The sequence below is a fragment of the Providencia sp. PROV210 genome (assembly GCF_028479445.1).
In the GTDB taxonomy this organism is placed as follows: domain Bacteria; phylum Pseudomonadota; class Gammaproteobacteria; order Enterobacterales; family Enterobacteriaceae; genus Providencia; species Providencia rustigianii.
This window is the reverse complement of the sequence record NZ_JAMPNQ010000001.1, coordinates 21,173-36,548: the sequence shown is the minus strand read 5'-3', so window position 1 is coordinate 36,548 and position 15,376 is coordinate 21,173. Positions and strand designations below refer to the sequence as shown.

Sequence of the window (15,376 nt, the reverse complement as noted above, 5' to 3'; positions counted from 1 at the left end):
TTCAACTCCCGCCAGCCTATTAAGAAACTTGAAAAATAGCTTGAAGGAACTCTGTTAAATATATCAGAGCCAATCATCATTAGACTTCAAATTATATAAAACTACTATTCACAGTTACTAATCGAATAATATTTATCAAAAATAACAATATATTTTCGACTTCTCTTACTCAGTTGAGGGTGCCGATACTCTTGTTGTGGCAGCAAATAGAACATTAAAGGAACTTCATCTTCATCATCAACTTGGCAGTTATTATGAATAACGACTCTAAAATAAGTGTTACCCGTATTTTTTAGCACACCTTCGCTAGCTCTTACATCATATTTAAAATCAATATTCTTCGGCCTAACCACAAAGTAGGTTTCTAAACTCATGGTTGGATAAAACAACGTCTGTTGTTTCTTAGAATCATCACTTTGCATTTCCAGTGGTGTTTCGCTAATAATAATTTTGTAATAGCGCTCTTGATTATCACTTTTTCCACGATAAAAAATTTTGAAGAACTCCCTCTCTCCCGGTAATAAAATTTTTTTTAATGGTGTAAAAATGATTTCACCTTCCGTAATAGGCTCACCGTTTTCTTTGCTTCCTGGTCTATCAATTTTATAAGCACTAAAGTTATATAGGTTTGTTTTTTTAGTATCGTTAATATAAGACTTTGAAAAAAATGTTTTATCCGCCTCCATTGAAGATATATCGGCATCAACATAGAGCGCATAAGCCTTACCATAAAAGAAAAACATCACTAAAAACAGTGAGATTTTAAGCAAAAAATATAATTTTCCATCTCTCATTTCATTATGCACTCTTATAAAAACATATATATCTATTGTATATCCGGACCAGTCCAAATTGCTTTTACAACAACAGATCCACTAGCAGATACCGTACCTAACCAATCAATACCATCAAGAGTAAACAACGAAGTTGAATCATTCATTGGAAAACGTAAATCGAGATTTGTTCGGTAAAAACGCCCTGAATCCTGATTAGGCCTATCCCAAGGAGTCTCTTCCCATAATGCGTTTTTTAACGATATTTCATTACTATCACAACTTGCTCGATAGGTGGCTTCTGTACCATTTCCATTTTTAAAAACCAGATAAGCAGAAAAAGGGACTTTAAGTTTGTCATCATCAGAAGAGAATAAACAATAGCTTTGCCCTTTTATATTCACATTAGGTCCTTCTACCTTGGCTGTAATCGAATCCGCTTGTCGAGGCCCACTAGTTGTCACAATATAATTAAATTCGATTGGCGGTTCACTGCTTCCCACTTTCCCGGTTTTAGATTGAATTGGATTAAAATCCGCAGGAATTATACTAATTCCATAATCTCTCGGTTTTATTACCAGATAATTTGATGGCGTAAACTCATAAAATCCCGATTGAGGGAGTGGTGATTGAAATGCAAAAGTATACACACTATCTGCAAGAGTCACAGTTGAGTTTGGAGAAGCATCTACAATCGATTTCAAATAGGTACTTGATAGAAAAACCTCAATATCCGGTGATCCATTATTAAATATTTCTGACATATTTGTGGTTGATGACCAGTTAGTCCAGCGAGTGCTATTACTTCCTTTGTATTGAATTAATGCGGCTCTAGGAGACGCTGTCAAACCTAATTTTTGATGGTCAATATACATTCTAACCGTGAACGAGCCACTAATAGATGTCCCTTTCGTTTCTAGCTCTACTAATTTGCATATGACACCAGATACATTCCCTACAATGCCTATTGAGCAAAAATTAGAACCTAAACCAACCGTAGGATTACCATTACTATCAACAAAAACCTCCTGAAGCGCCCCTGTCCCTTTTAAGATAATATTTCCTTTCTTATTCGTTGGAATAAAATGTTGCTGAGTAGAAGTTCGACCTCCGCTTGTCATACATGTTGAAGAACTAAGATCGTAATCATCTCGACTAGTGCAGGTTCTTAAGTCAAATGTGTACTCTGTCCCTGGCGGTAGCTCTGCAAGCCAACGATAAAATGATTCAGAAAAAATAGGTCTTGAGTAACCAGACTCACCCGGAGTTCCCGTTTGCTGAATTTTATAAGCCCCATTATCACGTAATTGTTGTGCGGGCCAATAAGAAGTTGCTGGGCAATTTCGATTATTTGTCATACAGCGGTTACCCAGGAAAGGCTGATTGACTGGTGAATTCTCTAGCCAAATATCACCAATATTATAAGTTGAGCTAAAAGGCGATCCTGTATACCCCATATAGCCCAAACTTAACTGACTATTTCTCTGATATTTTGTAAAAATATTTGAGCCAGAAAAACGAGGGTCAACCCTATTAGCAACGATAAAAAATTCATTATCAATTTGATTTTCGACAATAACATATTCCTGCAATGCAGATGTCGCCGAAAATGAATTAGGTGTTAAAGTAGCGAATGAAAAAAATAATGCTAATACCAATAGTAATCGCATATTATATTAACCTTAAAATATTTATTTAGCGTTTCGCGAATGCTTCTTGAGGATCACAGGTAACATCACCTAACCATAATGCTCCACGAGCACCTTCTAAATTTAAATCAGCTTCACAGATCGTTTTTTCATCTTCCTGTAAAAGCGAAATAACGGGATAACGCACATCTACATCCATTGAAAACTCACCATTATGATCCGTTTTAGTTCGACCAATATGGTTACGTATTGAAGCGTATTTAATAAACTCACCTGCTGGTGATTTAAGGCGACCAAATACAGTCACCAACTGTCTCACTTCAGGTTGATAAATAGCTATATTACCGGGGTATAACGTCACTGACTTACTTCGCCCAGATACAATGTCAAAACTATCTTTTGATTTACCATCATTCATTAATTGAATGTCGTAATCAGAGTATGGCGACAATGGAATAAACGTATTTTTTCCACTAATTGGATAATTTTGTCCATTAACTTGGGCCACCATACTGCCATCCCCTTGAATACTAGAATTGATAATAACCCCTGCTTTACCTTGTTGACCACTTGGTGTTATTTTTCCTCCACCATAAGCAACAGAACCTCGCGACGTCAAATTCCCATTTATTCGATCGCTGTCTGGTCGGTTTATCGTGACAGTACCTGAATTATATTTCATGTCATAGGATGCATAAGCTAATGTAGAAATATCAGACTCTCCGTTATTTTTATCACGAACTAATTTAGAAACAGATACTCCTGCATTCGTTATTACTGAATCTTCAAAACTCTTATTTGCATAAATATTAGCTTTTATATTCCCATTTGTTGATGAAATGCCGGTGCTTATCCATGTAGTTAATGGCAATGAGAAATCAAGATTAATATATTTTTCATTAGTACTATTTTGATTATCGTAATGATAGCGTTGAACCCCCGTTCTTAACCCTATGGTTCCATAACTACCTGAAAATAAAGTATTTGAATATTCATAATTTATCGAGTCACTCCCTACACGGCTATCCCTTGTGTTACTGATAGTAAAGCTACCTGTTCTATCAATAATTTTATCGAAATTAAATGTGCCCCCATAAGAATAACTATCAGCATCATAAAGTGGTAAATCACCTTTTATTATCGTTTTTTCTTTTGATGCCCAAATTGAACCATAGCCTTCTGGTATATTGACTGAAATAGTGCCAATATTTCGATGACTTCCATGATTTTCAATCATTCCTTGCCAAGATACAGAAACATATTCATTTACGGATAAATTAACACTTGTTTCATTCACCAAATACTTATCAAAACCATAGTTAGACATGGTTAAATTAAGTCCAGATAATACTGGAAATCCTTTTGCCAAAGAGCCACCTAATAAATAGCTTTTACTCGGTGTTTGGCTATGTGAATCCTCACCTCTAACATAATTTTTTTTATCAAAATCAACATACCCCCCGTAAATTTCCCAATTTATTTTATCGGAACCGGCTGTCATAGCGCCAAAAGACTTATTAATTGTTTGATTTTGTGTTGTAACAATTTTTCCATCAACAACAGTTTCAATCGTGACATCATAAATACCAAAAGGCAGTACGCTAGTATCAACTTCATAATTTCCCATAGGAAAATTTTGAATGTTTAATAACTTACCTTGGCGATAAATACGAACCTCTCCGGGACTATTTAAAAATGCATAAATAGGTGTCAGAGAATATTGTTTATTAACGACAACACTAGATGAGTTATTGCCAATAGAGGCTGCATAAATTTTACTGCTACTAAGGGTAGTTAAACTGGCGATTGACTGTAAATTCCACGTGCTCATTAACCCTATCGCAAAACGAAAACCATTAAAATCACGTTCATACATTGCACGGTAAAGATCAACACTGGAATTTGATTTCCCAATACTGTATGCCGATGCATTAATATTTAAATGATGCTCAGCAATAGCGAAAAGTGTATCCAAGTTGAAATAGCTACTGGATGAATTATTACTATTCTTAACTTGGCTTTGAAACACACCTAAATCATAATTTGTAACAGCAGAAATAGCATTAACCGAAGAGTCACCTAAGGCAAATTGCCTCATGCGCTTTTTCGGTGAAAAGGCTTTTTTATCTACATCTAAGGATAAATTAAATGATGATATATTTAATTTTAACGTGGCATTATTATCGATCACAATACCATTATTTTCGTTAAAAAATGTATCCTGCTGCTGTTCTATTTTTTCAATTAATACCTTATTTAATTGAGGGCCTTTATTACCATCAACAAGATGTATATTTGCAAGCTTAATTTTTCCTTGTTCGATAATAATAATGGCATCAGCAATTTTATTTTCACTTTGACTTTGTTGTGATTCATTGTCTAGTCGTAAGAATACAGGTATAGACATCCCCTCTTCTAATGCCACTACAAAAGCAGGAGGGATAACATATCCTCCAATTTTAATACTTTTTAATTCGTTAGCATTAATGGCATTCGAAAAAATAACACTCATTATTGATAGTGCAATAACATTCTTACGCATATTTAAAGTCCAGTCTTAATTATTTGACAACAATGAACTCCCCTTGATGCCATATACCAACGCTTGATTTTTTATTATTAAGGTCGACGAGCCTTAGTGTTACAGCTAAATTAGGCATAAGGTAATAACGCTCACGACAAATACCATCAATACCCTCTTTTTGTTTTTCGATTAAACAAGGTCCAGACGCTACTACACGGAAAGAGCTATTCCCCAAATTTGAAACAATAGAATTACTGTATTTATACTTGAACTTTTCTATTCTAGGTGCCACGACTAAAATAGTGCTAATCGTCGCAGATGTTGTAGCGGATGCAGATTTAGAACTTTGAGTAATTCCACTCTCACCAATAGGATCATCTTTCCAATTTAGTCGATAATATCGTTCATTATCATCCTTTGGACCTTGATAGATAATTTTAAAAACATCCTTAGCATTGCCTGGCAAAATTAAATTTGCTGGAGTAGATAATATTTCATTAGGATTATTAACTGAAATAATCTTTCCCCCCTCTAAAGGGGAATCAATTTTCTCAATACTAAGATTTACCAACCTTGCAGTATTAACCGTATTTTCAATTTCTTTTGCTAATGTCTCTTCATTTGACGATATAATCTCAGTAATATTACCAACATTGACTGCCAAGCTAGTTTTAATTGGTAATAAAAAAAATGAAATGGCAATAAATATTATTTTTTTCATAGTCATATAGTTCATAAATAGAATGACGATAAAGATATCATGTCCTTATATTATCTTTATCGTGAGATAAATATGTTACTTAGAAATCACAAAGGACTTATGGAACAACAGGAGCAAAAGTACCATCCCAAGTTGCAGTAAATTGTACTTTCACATCTCCGTCCCAAACACCATCTGTTAAGGAGTTAAAGTCAGTAGGAGAGCCTGCAGATTCGGCACTTGCAATATTAAAGGTAAACTCACCACGATCTGTTGCGCGGTCTGCACCGTTATATACACCATCAGCAGCTAAATTATCCAAACCTGAAGTTAGACCTTTTGAAGTATCAATTAATACAGTATCAGTCGCATTGTTTAGATTTTCGCCATTCCATTTAACGCCAACGGTTAATTTAGAATCATCTGTTGTTCTTGCTAATGTATTTGCAACAATTTTAGATGCTAATTTAAAATCAGTTGCACCAGCTAGCCCTTGAATAGCAATATCAAATGCACCATTTTGTTGATTAAAACTTTTTTGGCCTTCTGCATAATTAAAAGTAAGGCTTTTTAATGGCGTAACAACTAGCATGCTCGTAGTATCTTTAATTGCTGTCGCTTGCCATGTTGCAGTAGCTTGCGCGGTACGTGTCTCTGCATTGGCAATTGAAGTAAAAGAAGCAGCAATGATCGTAGACAACAACACCGAAGTCATTTTTTTATTTAACATATTATTCTCTCTATTAACATTCACTATACAAAAATAATTACATAATATAAAAAACACTTTTAGTTGTGTTTTTTATAAAAGATAATCACCATTAATAACTCTTAAAGCATAAGTTATTTGGCTTTTGTCTCTTTAATAAAATGATATTTAAATATAAATTAGATTATTTCTTAGCAAGGCTATCTATCAAATACTTACTTAACGAGTAATTATTTATCAACTCGTCCTTGTTTATTGATTTTTTTTCAATTTCAATTTCAGTTTCAATGACCTGAATTAGCTCCCCCCATGATTTATCTAAAAAAACAATAATTGGCTTAACTGTTCTAAAGTTAAAGATGTTCTTCCAGTTTCATATCGAGATATTTGTTGCTGGCTGACATGCATTAATTTAGCTAATTGCTTACCAGTCATGTTTTTTTCTTTTCTTGCTTTCCGTAAGAATTTACCTGCATAAAAACTGATTGAGTTATATCCCATAAGCATATTTCCAATAATGGCTTAAATTTTCATTTCTTATTTACATGTCGTGATGTGTAGTAATGATATAGGGAGATAATAATAAGATTAAAATGTTTTTACCATTCAAAATGAGTACTTTGATAGATTTAAACTATTGATGATGAATTTTTAGTCGCTGGAATTTATTTCAGTCCGTAGAAATACGCAAGAGGAATAATCAATCTATTTGCAACCAGATGATAAATAAGTATATTTAAAAAATAATACCTTACTTTGTATATTTTAAATATTTTTTTAAAAAAATTTACTTTTCCCATGTTTATATTAAAAAACACACTTAACATCATTTATATTTTCAATTTGTTACACTTTCAAATATTTTGAATTATTTAAAATAAATTTTACTCATAATGTGTGTAATTAGTTTTTTATCTAATAATATACAATTGGGTAGTATTTAGTTTCATATCTTTAAGTTTAATTAGAATATTTAAAATACTAAGGCTTTTATTGAAGATGTTTAATTTTATTACCAAGGAGATTATAGAAAATATTATTACGTTGTGTAACTATTTCGTTATTCTATTAATAGATTGTTTAAGTAAATTGGCGAATACACAATAAAAATTAGCTAATTCGACTGATTGGTATTAAAGCTGGTGTCAAAATATCCAATTGAGCCTTGTTGAAGTGAGTGAATTTTAAACAATTAGGTCATGCTAAAAATTGAAATATGCTTTTGGAGGACTAGGTTGTGCAAGAAAGAATACGAATCAGGGGTATGTTTAAGCATGTGGATTAGCTAGATACTGTCATTGTTTTAGATCAATATAAATTAAACAGCACCCCAGAATAAGTTCTAAATTCAGAGGTGCTAATAAAAATTTAATCGCTATGCTGATACGTTATTAATGATAAAGCATCTCGTGTACGATATCTTTTTCGTTCATCGAATATGGATAATATGTCGGCCAGTTATCCAGTTGGACCAATAAAGCTTCATGTGATTCATTTCCCATATAAAGATGGAAGTGTGCAGCTTTTTCAGGGGAAATAATATGGTCACTGAACTGAATAAACTTGGGAGCATGGCTATTTTTATCTTTACACTCAAATAAATAACGCACCCCTTTTTTACCTGATGTATAAGTTAGAATCCGATAGCCTGAATAGGTATATTCACATTGTTCTACCTTATCTCCTCGGTGGAATTCAATGATATTATTTTCAATACCAATCATATCCACATCCGTTTTATATCCCTTAGTATAATAAGTACGATACTCTTCTACTGTCTTATCCTTATTTTTTTCAGCTTTCGCCTGCATTACTGGATCCAAAGTACCATTGGTGAGATAAGGTTCAACAGATTGCCAAACCCCATCCCAATCACTTAGTTTTCGGTCCTTAACATCCTTATCCTCAAAAATTCCGCTCGCAGCTTTACGTTGTGCTTCCGTTTGCTGCTTATCGTGATGATGTCCATGTGCAATTGCAGTGCCACTAAATAAACTAGTTAGTAACAGCAGTCGGAGAATATTTTTTGTAGTCATATATTCTCCTGTAATGATTTAATACACGGATTCGCTTTGCAAATCATGTCAGTACCAACATGATAGTGACAAATTTTACAACTCTGATCGCTCCATTGCATATATAGCTGCGAACTTAATACCAGCATTAGTTTTCCTCTCTTTTTTGCACAAAATGACCGAAGCGCTTATTAAAACGGGAAACATTGCCTTCCTGGATATTGATCCTCTGCTTTCCGGTATAGAACGGATGAGAGTGTGAAGACACATCAAGAGTGACATACGGGTAAGTTTGTCCTTCAAATTCAATAACTCTTTCTGTTTTTATTGTTGATCCAACTTTAAAATAAGCATCAACAGTAGTGTCATGGAAAATTACTGTTCGGTAATGTGGGTGAATATCAGATTTCATGATTATCTCCTGCTTAGATTGCTGTTACGTTATAACATAACAATAGTCTTTTTTAGCATGATTGACCACTCTTTTTTTAATCTTGTTTTATATTGGAAAATAAGCCGAAAGGCTTACGATAATAACTATATATACGAACCTAGATCTCAAATTCCATACTCATTAATCTATTTTGTCATTATCAACCAACGTTAAGATGTCTCTCTATATTAAAGCTTATGCATCAGAATTTATGGGGTAAGTCCACGAAGCGAGGCTTATAATGCAATTTTATGTCATTAGTAGATGAACTCATGGATTAAATACGGCTTGAGTATAGAGATGCCGCTAATCCATATATGAATAAGGTTGACTACTTTGCAGTTAGCCTATAACTATCTTCGATCAATGCTTTAAGCTCATTATCAGGGAAACCTTTCCCCAACTTTATAGTTACCCAATGCTCTTTATTCATATGGTATGCAGGATAAACATGTTCTTTTAATCGTAATGATCCTACTAACTCAGGCGGAACCTTGAGATCAATAATATCAACGATATCATCACTATCGCTCCCATTTAATTTTTTAGAAGGGATATCCATGATAATAGCAAACCACTTTGAATTATTTTTATGTCTGAAAACAATGTAGTTCGGATATTTAGCCCACGGATATTCAGCACTGGAGCCATAGTTACTCTGAATATAGTCTACAAGCTCATTTCTCTTCATTTCACTAATCTCATCAATTATTGTCAGTAATATTAGATTAAATGCAACATTAGGATTAGACAAGTGAACGCACATTGCGGAATAACCATAATTCACCGATAAACCCGACCGTAAGCTACAAAAATATCTCCGATAGTGAAATTCTTTGTGTTTAGCGTTAACTCAAGAGTGGCTAATAGCTCTTATGTAAATAAAATCGATATCTTTTGAATTCTTTAGTCGCTAGAAACGAAAAAACCCCGCCGATTGGCAGGGTTTTGAAATTTTGAGCATTATATTAAGCAGCTTGCATCGCCGACTTACAAAAAATACATTTAGCACCGGAAGGGTTACTTTTTGTTGCTTCAAAATGGTAGCGTCTATATTGTGACCCTTTACAACAAGGGCACCTCATAAAGATATCGCCCTTAAAGTGCCACCACGTTTGCGGCTGCTGGACCTTTTGCACCACTTTCTACCGAAAAGCTGACTTTTTGCCCTTCATGGAGCGTTTTGAAATCATCACTTTGGATTGCAGAAAAGTGAACAAACACATCTTTGCTTCCATCTGCAGGAGTAATAAAGCCGAAACCTTTATCATCGTTAAACCATTTTACTAAACCAGTCATTGTATTAGACATATTGAATTCCTTTAAATTTTAATTGTTGCCACACGGCATATAGGTTTGATGTTTCTTGATACTTATGGAACTAATTAGGAGGAATTCACTACGAATGGATATCTATGGGATAACGCTAAACGGGGAACTTTTCAAAACTTGCTTTCATAAATAGGTCTGTACTTCCAAACCGATGAGCATATTTACTCATATATCCTTACGCATAGCAATGTTTTTTTCATAAATATGATAATTATTTTAAAACTGAGATTCTAATCCTATGCCACAATTTCATGTTGTTTGCCCTGAAACCGCATACAAATCTTTGTGATAGCCACTCCATAAAATGATGTTATTTATTGAATGTTAAGTATTTTCAACAATATACTTTTTTGTTCCAAAAATGACGAATTATCAAATAACTGGAAGGAAATAATCATGAAATTATCTCTGCTAGGATGTTTGTTTGCTGCTTCATTTTCTTTACAAGCCTATGCTGCAACTGAGTTGCCAATCCGCCTTGTGATCCATGGAGGAGCAGGAACAATAACCAAAAATACCATTACGCCTCAGCAAGAAAAAGAGTATCAAGAAAAGCTCACCGAAGCTTTAGAGGCAGGTTATGCAGTATTAAATAAAGGTGGAACCAGCCTTGATGCAGTCCAAGCATCAATCAATGTTATGGAGGACTCCCCTTTATTTAATGCCGGTAAGGGTGCGGTATTCACCCATGATGGACGCAATGAAATGGATGCTTCCATCATGGATGGTAGCAACCGTAAAGCTGGTGCTGTTGCAGGTGTCACAAATATCAAAAATCCAATTAATGCGGCATATGCCGTCATGACAAAAAGCCCTCATGTGATGATGGTATCCAAGGGCGCCGAACAATTTGCGGCGGAACAAGGTATTGAAATTGTTGACCCATCCTATTTTCGAACTGATTTTCGTTGGGAACAACTCCAAAAAGCAAAAGCTAAAGAACAAGTTGTACTCGACCATGATGGAAAAAATGCCGCCCTTTTTGTTGACCCGATGATGTATGACTACAAATATGGCACAGTAGGCGCGGTAGCCCTCGATAAAAATGGCAACATCGCAGCAGGAACATCAACGGGTGGTATGACCAATAAACGCTTTGGTCGAGTGGGCGACTCTCCAATTATTGGGGCGGGTAACTATGCTGATAATAATAGCGTAGCAGTCTCTGCGACAGGATCTGGGGAAATGTTTATTCGTACAGCAACAGCTCACAATATCGCTGCTCAAGTTAAATATAACAAAACCCCCATTTCTGAAGCGGCACGTAACGCACTTGATGAAGTTAAGGAATTGAATGGTAGTGGTGGTGTCATTGTGCTTGATAAATCAGGGAATTATGCCATGGAGTTTAACTCTGAAGGTATGTACCGAGGCACTATTGGCAATGATGGGGTTCCCCATGTCTCTATTTACAAAGACTAATTAATCAGCCAACATTATTTATGATGGGTGGAAATATTCTGCCCATTTAATCTCATCCCAAAGCATATATATCTATCATACGTTGGTATTCGAGTTTCATTCCTCCTCTCTTTAATGTAGTTCTCTTGTTGATTGATTGTGAAAATTACTTGATATTGACAACATTTTTAAAGATAATAATTATCAATATCATTTTCATTATCAGTACAATTGCCGTGGTGAATAATATGACCAAGCCACTTTCTGAGACAATCACAGAAACAATACAACCGACAAAAGTCATCGATGTGATGATTAAAACAGACCTAATAGAAAGCCAGCAATTATTAGGGGCTTCAGGTAAAGTTGCCATTCAACATCGTGGTGAAATTTATCAATTACGTCAAACACGTACAGGCAAACTGATCCTAACAAAATAGTATTTAGTATCAATAAAAATCTATCTCGCAAGCCACCTAAGACTTATCAATCTAGGCAGCCAGCTTAACTTCATATATCAGGACACAGTTTTTATGGTGTTTTCAATGGATTTTGCTGCTGCAACTCTGGGTAACTTTCGGGCTAAAATTCAAGCCTCATCCGCAATTAAAGGGATTGAAACTCTTTCACTCCCTACCTGCAATCCACGACTTTTCTCGCCGCAACATTCCGACAAATACGCCATAACGGCCTGCTCATGAACTTAATTCCACCAATGCATTTCACAAAGCTTTAGGAGTATAACCTTTATGTCACAAGTGTTACGCATGTCTGTGCTGGCGAGCGCAATGTTACCGATTATGGCTGGAGCGCAAACTGAAAAAACTGAACCTAGCAATCGCCATGATGTGATGACCGTTTATGCAACAGGAACAGAACGCGATAGCTTCAATGCACCAATGATGGTTACCGTCATTAAAAATGACTCTCCAGAAACAAAAACCGCCAGTACTGCAAATGATATTTTGCGCAAAGTACCCGGTATTGCTATCACGGGAACTAGCCGTACCAATGGTCAAGACATCAATATGCGCGGTTTTGACCGCCGCGGAATTTTAACGCTAGTGGACGGAGTTCGCCAAGGTACGGATACAGGACATATCAACGGAACATTCCTTGATCCGGCTCTAATTAAACAAGTTGAAATCATTCGCGGACCATCAGCCTTACTCTACGGCAGCGGTGCTATGGGAGGGGTTATCGCATGGGAAACCGTTGATGCTAAAGACTTGTTAGACGAAGGAAAAAACAGTGGATTCAGAGTATTTAGCCAAGCGGCTACAGGGGATCACAGCTTTGGCTTTGGAGGCTCAGCTTTTGGGAAAAGCGATGACCTTGATGGTGTATTCAGTTTTGTAACCAAAGAAGTTGGTGATATTCGTCAAGGCAATGGCGATAAAATGGATAACAAAGAAACTATCGCTAACATGCTGGGTAAAGGAACATGGCAACTGGATGATTCACAAAAACTTTCAGGGCAAATCCGTTACTACAATAATGACGCCTATGAGCCAAAAGATCCTCAACAAGCTAACGTCAGTAATAGCAATTTAAAAGTGAATAGAACCACCCGCCAGCGGGATCTTCAAGCCACTTACCAGCTCAATCCAAGTGATAACAATTGGTTGAATTTTAAAGCAACACCTTATTACTCTGATGTTAATATTACGTCAAAAGGAAAAGATTCAAGCTACGAAGGTCGTACTCAAAAAACTTATGGGCTAAAATTGGATAACCGTTCTGAAATCTATGAACTTCCTCTCGCCGCACACAATTTTACCTATGGTACTGAAGCTTATCGTCAGAAACAAAATCCGTATGCAACAACCACCCAATTCCCTGAGGCCGATATCACATTTGCTTCAGGGTTTATTCAAGATGAAATTACCTTAAAAGATTTACCAGTTTCCTTTATTTTAGGAACACGCTACGACAATTACAAATCTTCAGCAAAAGGTAATAAAGACGTTAAAGAAGACCAATGGTCATCAAAAGCAGCTGTCAGCATTACACCAACAGACTGGTCAATGCTATTTGCGTCTTATTCAGAAGCATTTCGTGCACCAACTATGATGGAAATGTATAACGATTCCGTGCATTTCCAAGCTGGCCCTATTGTCAATCGCTGGCGTCCCAACCCTAATCTGAAACCCGAATCAACTAAAACCGCTGAATACGGTTTTGGCTTACGCTTTGATGATTTATTAATGGCTCATGATAATTTACGTTTTAAAGCCAGTTATTTCGACACTAAAGCCAAAGACTATATCAATACTTACGTTCATCCAGACCGTGTAAATTGGGATAATAACTACACTACCTCGATCAATACCAAACGCGCCAAAATTTGGGGATGGGATGCCTCAATGGATTACACCACGGATTACTTCGTTTGGAACCTCGCATACAACCATACCGAGGGAAAAAATGAATATAACGGAGAATCCATTACCTCAATAAAACCTGATTCTGTCACCAGTAATCTATCTGTTCCTGTTGCAGATAGCGGTTTTTCCGTTGGTTGGTTAGGCGAATTCACCAATCATACTGACTTCAATAAAGCGACCAAAATTGAACAACAAGCCGGCTACGCCGTTCATGACTTTTATGTCAGTTATCAAGGTAATGGACAGCTTAAAGGCTTAGATACCAGCGTCGTTTTAGGTAACGCATTTGACAAAGAGTATTACTCCTCTCAGGGGATACCCCAAGATGGGCGTAATGCTAAGCTACTTGTCAGCTTCCAATGGTAATTCACACACACAAAGGAGATACTTGTGAATTCAACAATTTTTGAACATTATCAACAAGCTAAGAAAGATAATAAAGCCAAATATGCGAGGGATCTTGCCGCTTACCTGAATATATCTGAAGGTGAGCTTCTACACGCTCGAGTTGGACATGATAAAGCTCAGCGCTTAAATGTCGATGCACCAACCTTACTTACTGCATTGGAAGCTGTTGGTCCAGTCAAAGCCATTACTCGTAATGAATATGTGGTTCACGAACAAGTAGGACGCTATGAAAATGCAAGATTTAGTCCTCATGGTGGTTTAATTCTTAATCCACGCGCGCTAGATTTACGCATGTTTTTTTCTCATTGGGATAGCATTTTTACACTCACCGAAGAGGCTAAAAATGGTGAGCGCCATAGCATTCAATTCTTTGATAAACACGGTGATGCGCTACATAAAGTATATACCACCGATGAAACTGATCTCGCTGCATGGAATGCACTTATTCAGCAATATATAACGGCTGAAAATCCAACCCTGTCTATTGAAAAAGCACAGCCTTATAACGCACAGCCAATCAGCGATGAGCTAAAGCAGCAACTAGAGCAAGAATGGCGCAATATGACGGATGTGCATCAGTTCTTTATTCTATTGAAAAAGAACAATTTAAGCCGTCAGCAAGTTTTTAGCGCCGTCAGTGATGATCTGGCTTGGAAAGTTCCCAATGATTCATTTAATCAGCTCGTAAATACTGCATTCGCAGATCAAAACGAAATCATGATTTTCGTGGGTAATCGTGGATGTGTGCAGATTTTTACTGGAAAAATTAAACGCTTAATGCCTTATCAATCTGAAGGTTCAGATATCAAATGGTTGAATATTTTCAATCCAGATTTCACCTTACATATGATTGAAAATGGTGTTGCTGAATGCTGGGTCACGCGTAAACCAACAGAAGATGGCTTTGTGACTAGCCTTGAAGTGTTTGATGAGCAAGGAAATCAAATTGCACAAATGTACGGACAACGTACTGAAGGTACCCCAGAGCAAGAACACTGGCGTCAACAAGTAATGTCGCTACCAAGAATCTAATCATCAGGTAATT

At 36.0% G+C, this 15,376-nt stretch carries 14 protein-coding genes and 1 pseudogene; 4 read left to right on the top strand and 11 right to left on the bottom strand.

The genetic code is table 11. The annotated features are described in order from the left end of the window. Positions 1-104: 104 nt before the first annotated feature. The 11 genes and pseudogenes from PR761_RS00175 to cspE form a co-directional block, all read right to left on the bottom strand. The gene (locus PR761_RS00175; RefSeq protein ID WP_154610639.1) at positions 105-794 is read right to left on the bottom strand and encodes a fimbrial protein; all 690 of its coding nucleotides are present in this window, start codon (positions 792-794) and stop codon (positions 105-107) included. Between the two features lie 32 nt (positions 795-826). After that, positions 827-2,443 (bottom strand): fimbrial protein, encoded by a 1,617-nt coding sequence (locus PR761_RS00170; protein WP_115164570.1) that lies wholly within the window; start codon positions 2,441-2,443, stop codon positions 827-829. 25 nt (positions 2,444-2,468) lie between these two features. Next, a complete protein-coding gene (locus PR761_RS00165) occupies positions 2,469-4,964 on the bottom strand; it encodes a TcfC E-set like domain-containing protein (RefSeq protein ID WP_154610640.1) in 2,496 nt (831 codons plus the stop codon). Between the two features lie 19 nt (positions 4,965-4,983). Next, positions 4,984-5,667, bottom strand: coding sequence for a hypothetical protein (locus tag PR761_RS00160; RefSeq protein WP_112837559.1), 684 nt, complete (start codon positions 5,665-5,667; stop codon positions 4,984-4,986). Positions 5,668-5,764: 97 nt separating this feature from the next. Then, positions 5,765-6,376, bottom strand: a complete 612-nt coding sequence (gene ecpA / locus PR761_RS00155; protein ID WP_006814913.1) for a common pilus major fimbrillin subunit EcpA — start codon at positions 6,374-6,376, stop codon at positions 5,765-5,767. Between the two features lie 297 nt (positions 6,377-6,673). Next, the gene (locus tag PR761_RS00150) at positions 6,674-6,856 is read right to left on the bottom strand and encodes a helix-turn-helix domain-containing protein (RefSeq protein WP_154610641.1); all 183 of its coding nucleotides are present in this window, start codon (positions 6,854-6,856) and stop codon (positions 6,674-6,676) included. An 890-nt stretch (positions 6,857-7,746) separates the two neighbouring features. After that, on the bottom strand, positions 7,747-8,391 hold the full coding sequence (gene zinT, locus PR761_RS00145) for a metal-binding protein ZinT (RefSeq protein WP_006814916.1): 645 nt from the start codon (positions 8,389-8,391) through the stop codon (positions 7,747-7,749). Between the two features lie 127 nt (positions 8,392-8,518). After that, a complete protein-coding gene (locus PR761_RS00140; protein ID WP_006814917.1) occupies positions 8,519-8,782 on the bottom strand; it encodes a type B 50S ribosomal protein L31 in 264 nt (87 codons plus the stop codon). A 352-nt stretch (positions 8,783-9,134) separates the two neighbouring features. Beyond that, positions 9,135-9,590, bottom strand: a complete 456-nt coding sequence (locus PR761_RS00135) for an MmcQ/YjbR family DNA-binding protein (protein WP_272519326.1) — start codon at positions 9,588-9,590, stop codon at positions 9,135-9,137. 193 nt (positions 9,591-9,783) lie between these two features. Further along, positions 9,784-9,888, bottom strand: a pseudogene (ymcF, locus tag PR761_RS00130) (cold shock small protein YmcF); the annotation flags it as partial. Between the two features lie 13 nt (positions 9,889-9,901). Next, positions 9,902-10,114 (bottom strand): transcription antiterminator/RNA stability regulator CspE, encoded by a 213-nt coding sequence (gene cspE / locus PR761_RS00125; RefSeq protein WP_006814919.1) that lies wholly within the window; start codon positions 10,112-10,114, stop codon positions 9,902-9,904. 417 nt (positions 10,115-10,531) lie between these two features. Here cspE and PR761_RS00120 point away from each other — a divergent pair, with 417 nt between their 5' ends. From PR761_RS00120 to PR761_RS00105, 4 genes are all read left to right on the top strand, one after another. Beyond that, complete coding sequence (locus PR761_RS00120; RefSeq protein WP_039855112.1) at positions 10,532-11,557, top strand: isoaspartyl peptidase/L-asparaginase family protein; 1,026 nt, start codon at positions 10,532-10,534, stop codon at positions 11,555-11,557. 227 nt (positions 11,558-11,784) lie between these two features. Beyond that, a complete protein-coding gene (hemP, locus tag PR761_RS00115; protein ID WP_084789705.1) occupies positions 11,785-11,976 on the top strand; it encodes a hemin uptake protein HemP in 192 nt (63 codons plus the stop codon). A gap of 309 nt (positions 11,977-12,285) precedes the next feature. After that, positions 12,286-14,289, top strand: a complete 2,004-nt coding sequence (locus tag PR761_RS00110; RefSeq protein ID WP_112837194.1) for a TonB-dependent hemoglobin/transferrin/lactoferrin family receptor — start codon at positions 12,286-12,288, stop codon at positions 14,287-14,289. A 24-nt stretch (positions 14,290-14,313) separates the two neighbouring features. Beyond that, positions 14,314-15,363, top strand: coding sequence for a hemin-degrading factor (locus PR761_RS00105; RefSeq protein ID WP_006814924.1), 1,050 nt, complete (start codon positions 14,314-14,316; stop codon positions 15,361-15,363). The last annotated feature ends 13 nt before the right edge of the window (positions 15,364-15,376 follow it).

Excerpts from the sequence above, each read along its gene's own strand:
- PR761_RS00175 (WP_154610639.1), bottom strand. The coding sequence starts at position 794 with ATGAGAGATGGAAAATTATATTTTTTGCTTAAAATCTCACTGTTTTTA.
- PR761_RS00120 (WP_039855112.1), top strand. The coding sequence starts at position 10,532 with ATGAAATTATCTCTGCTAGGATGTTTGTTTGCTGCTTCATTTTCTTTA.
- PR761_RS00110 (WP_112837194.1), top strand. The coding sequence starts at position 12,286 with ATGTCACAAGTGTTACGCATGTCTGTGCTGGCGAGCGCAATGTTACCG.
- ecpA (WP_006814913.1), bottom strand. The coding sequence starts at position 6,376 with ATGTTAAATAAAAAAATGACTTCGGTGTTGTTGTCTACGATCATTGCT.
- PR761_RS00150 (WP_154610641.1), bottom strand. The coding sequence starts at position 6,856 with ATGGGATATAACTCAATCAGTTTTTATGCAGGTAAATTCTTACGGAAA.
- zinT (WP_006814916.1), bottom strand. The coding sequence starts at position 8,391 with ATGACTACAAAAAATATTCTCCGACTGCTGTTACTAACTAGTTTATTT.
- PR761_RS00165 (WP_154610640.1), bottom strand. The coding sequence starts at position 4,964 with ATGCGTAAGAATGTTATTGCACTATCAATAATGAGTGTTATTTTTTCG.
- PR761_RS00170 (WP_115164570.1), bottom strand. The coding sequence starts at position 2,443 with ATGCGATTACTATTGGTATTAGCATTATTTTTTTCATTCGCTACTTTA.
- PR761_RS00140 (WP_006814917.1), bottom strand. The coding sequence starts at position 8,782 with ATGAAATCTGATATTCACCCACATTACCGAACAGTAATTTTCCATGAC.
- hemP (WP_084789705.1), top strand. The coding sequence starts at position 11,785 with ATGACCAAGCCACTTTCTGAGACAATCACAGAAACAATACAACCGACA.
- cspE (WP_006814919.1), bottom strand. The coding sequence starts at position 10,114 with ATGTCTAATACAATGACTGGTTTAGTAAAATGGTTTAACGATGATAAA.
- PR761_RS00160 (WP_112837559.1), bottom strand. The coding sequence starts at position 5,667 with ATGAAAAAAATAATATTTATTGCCATTTCATTTTTTTTATTACCAATT.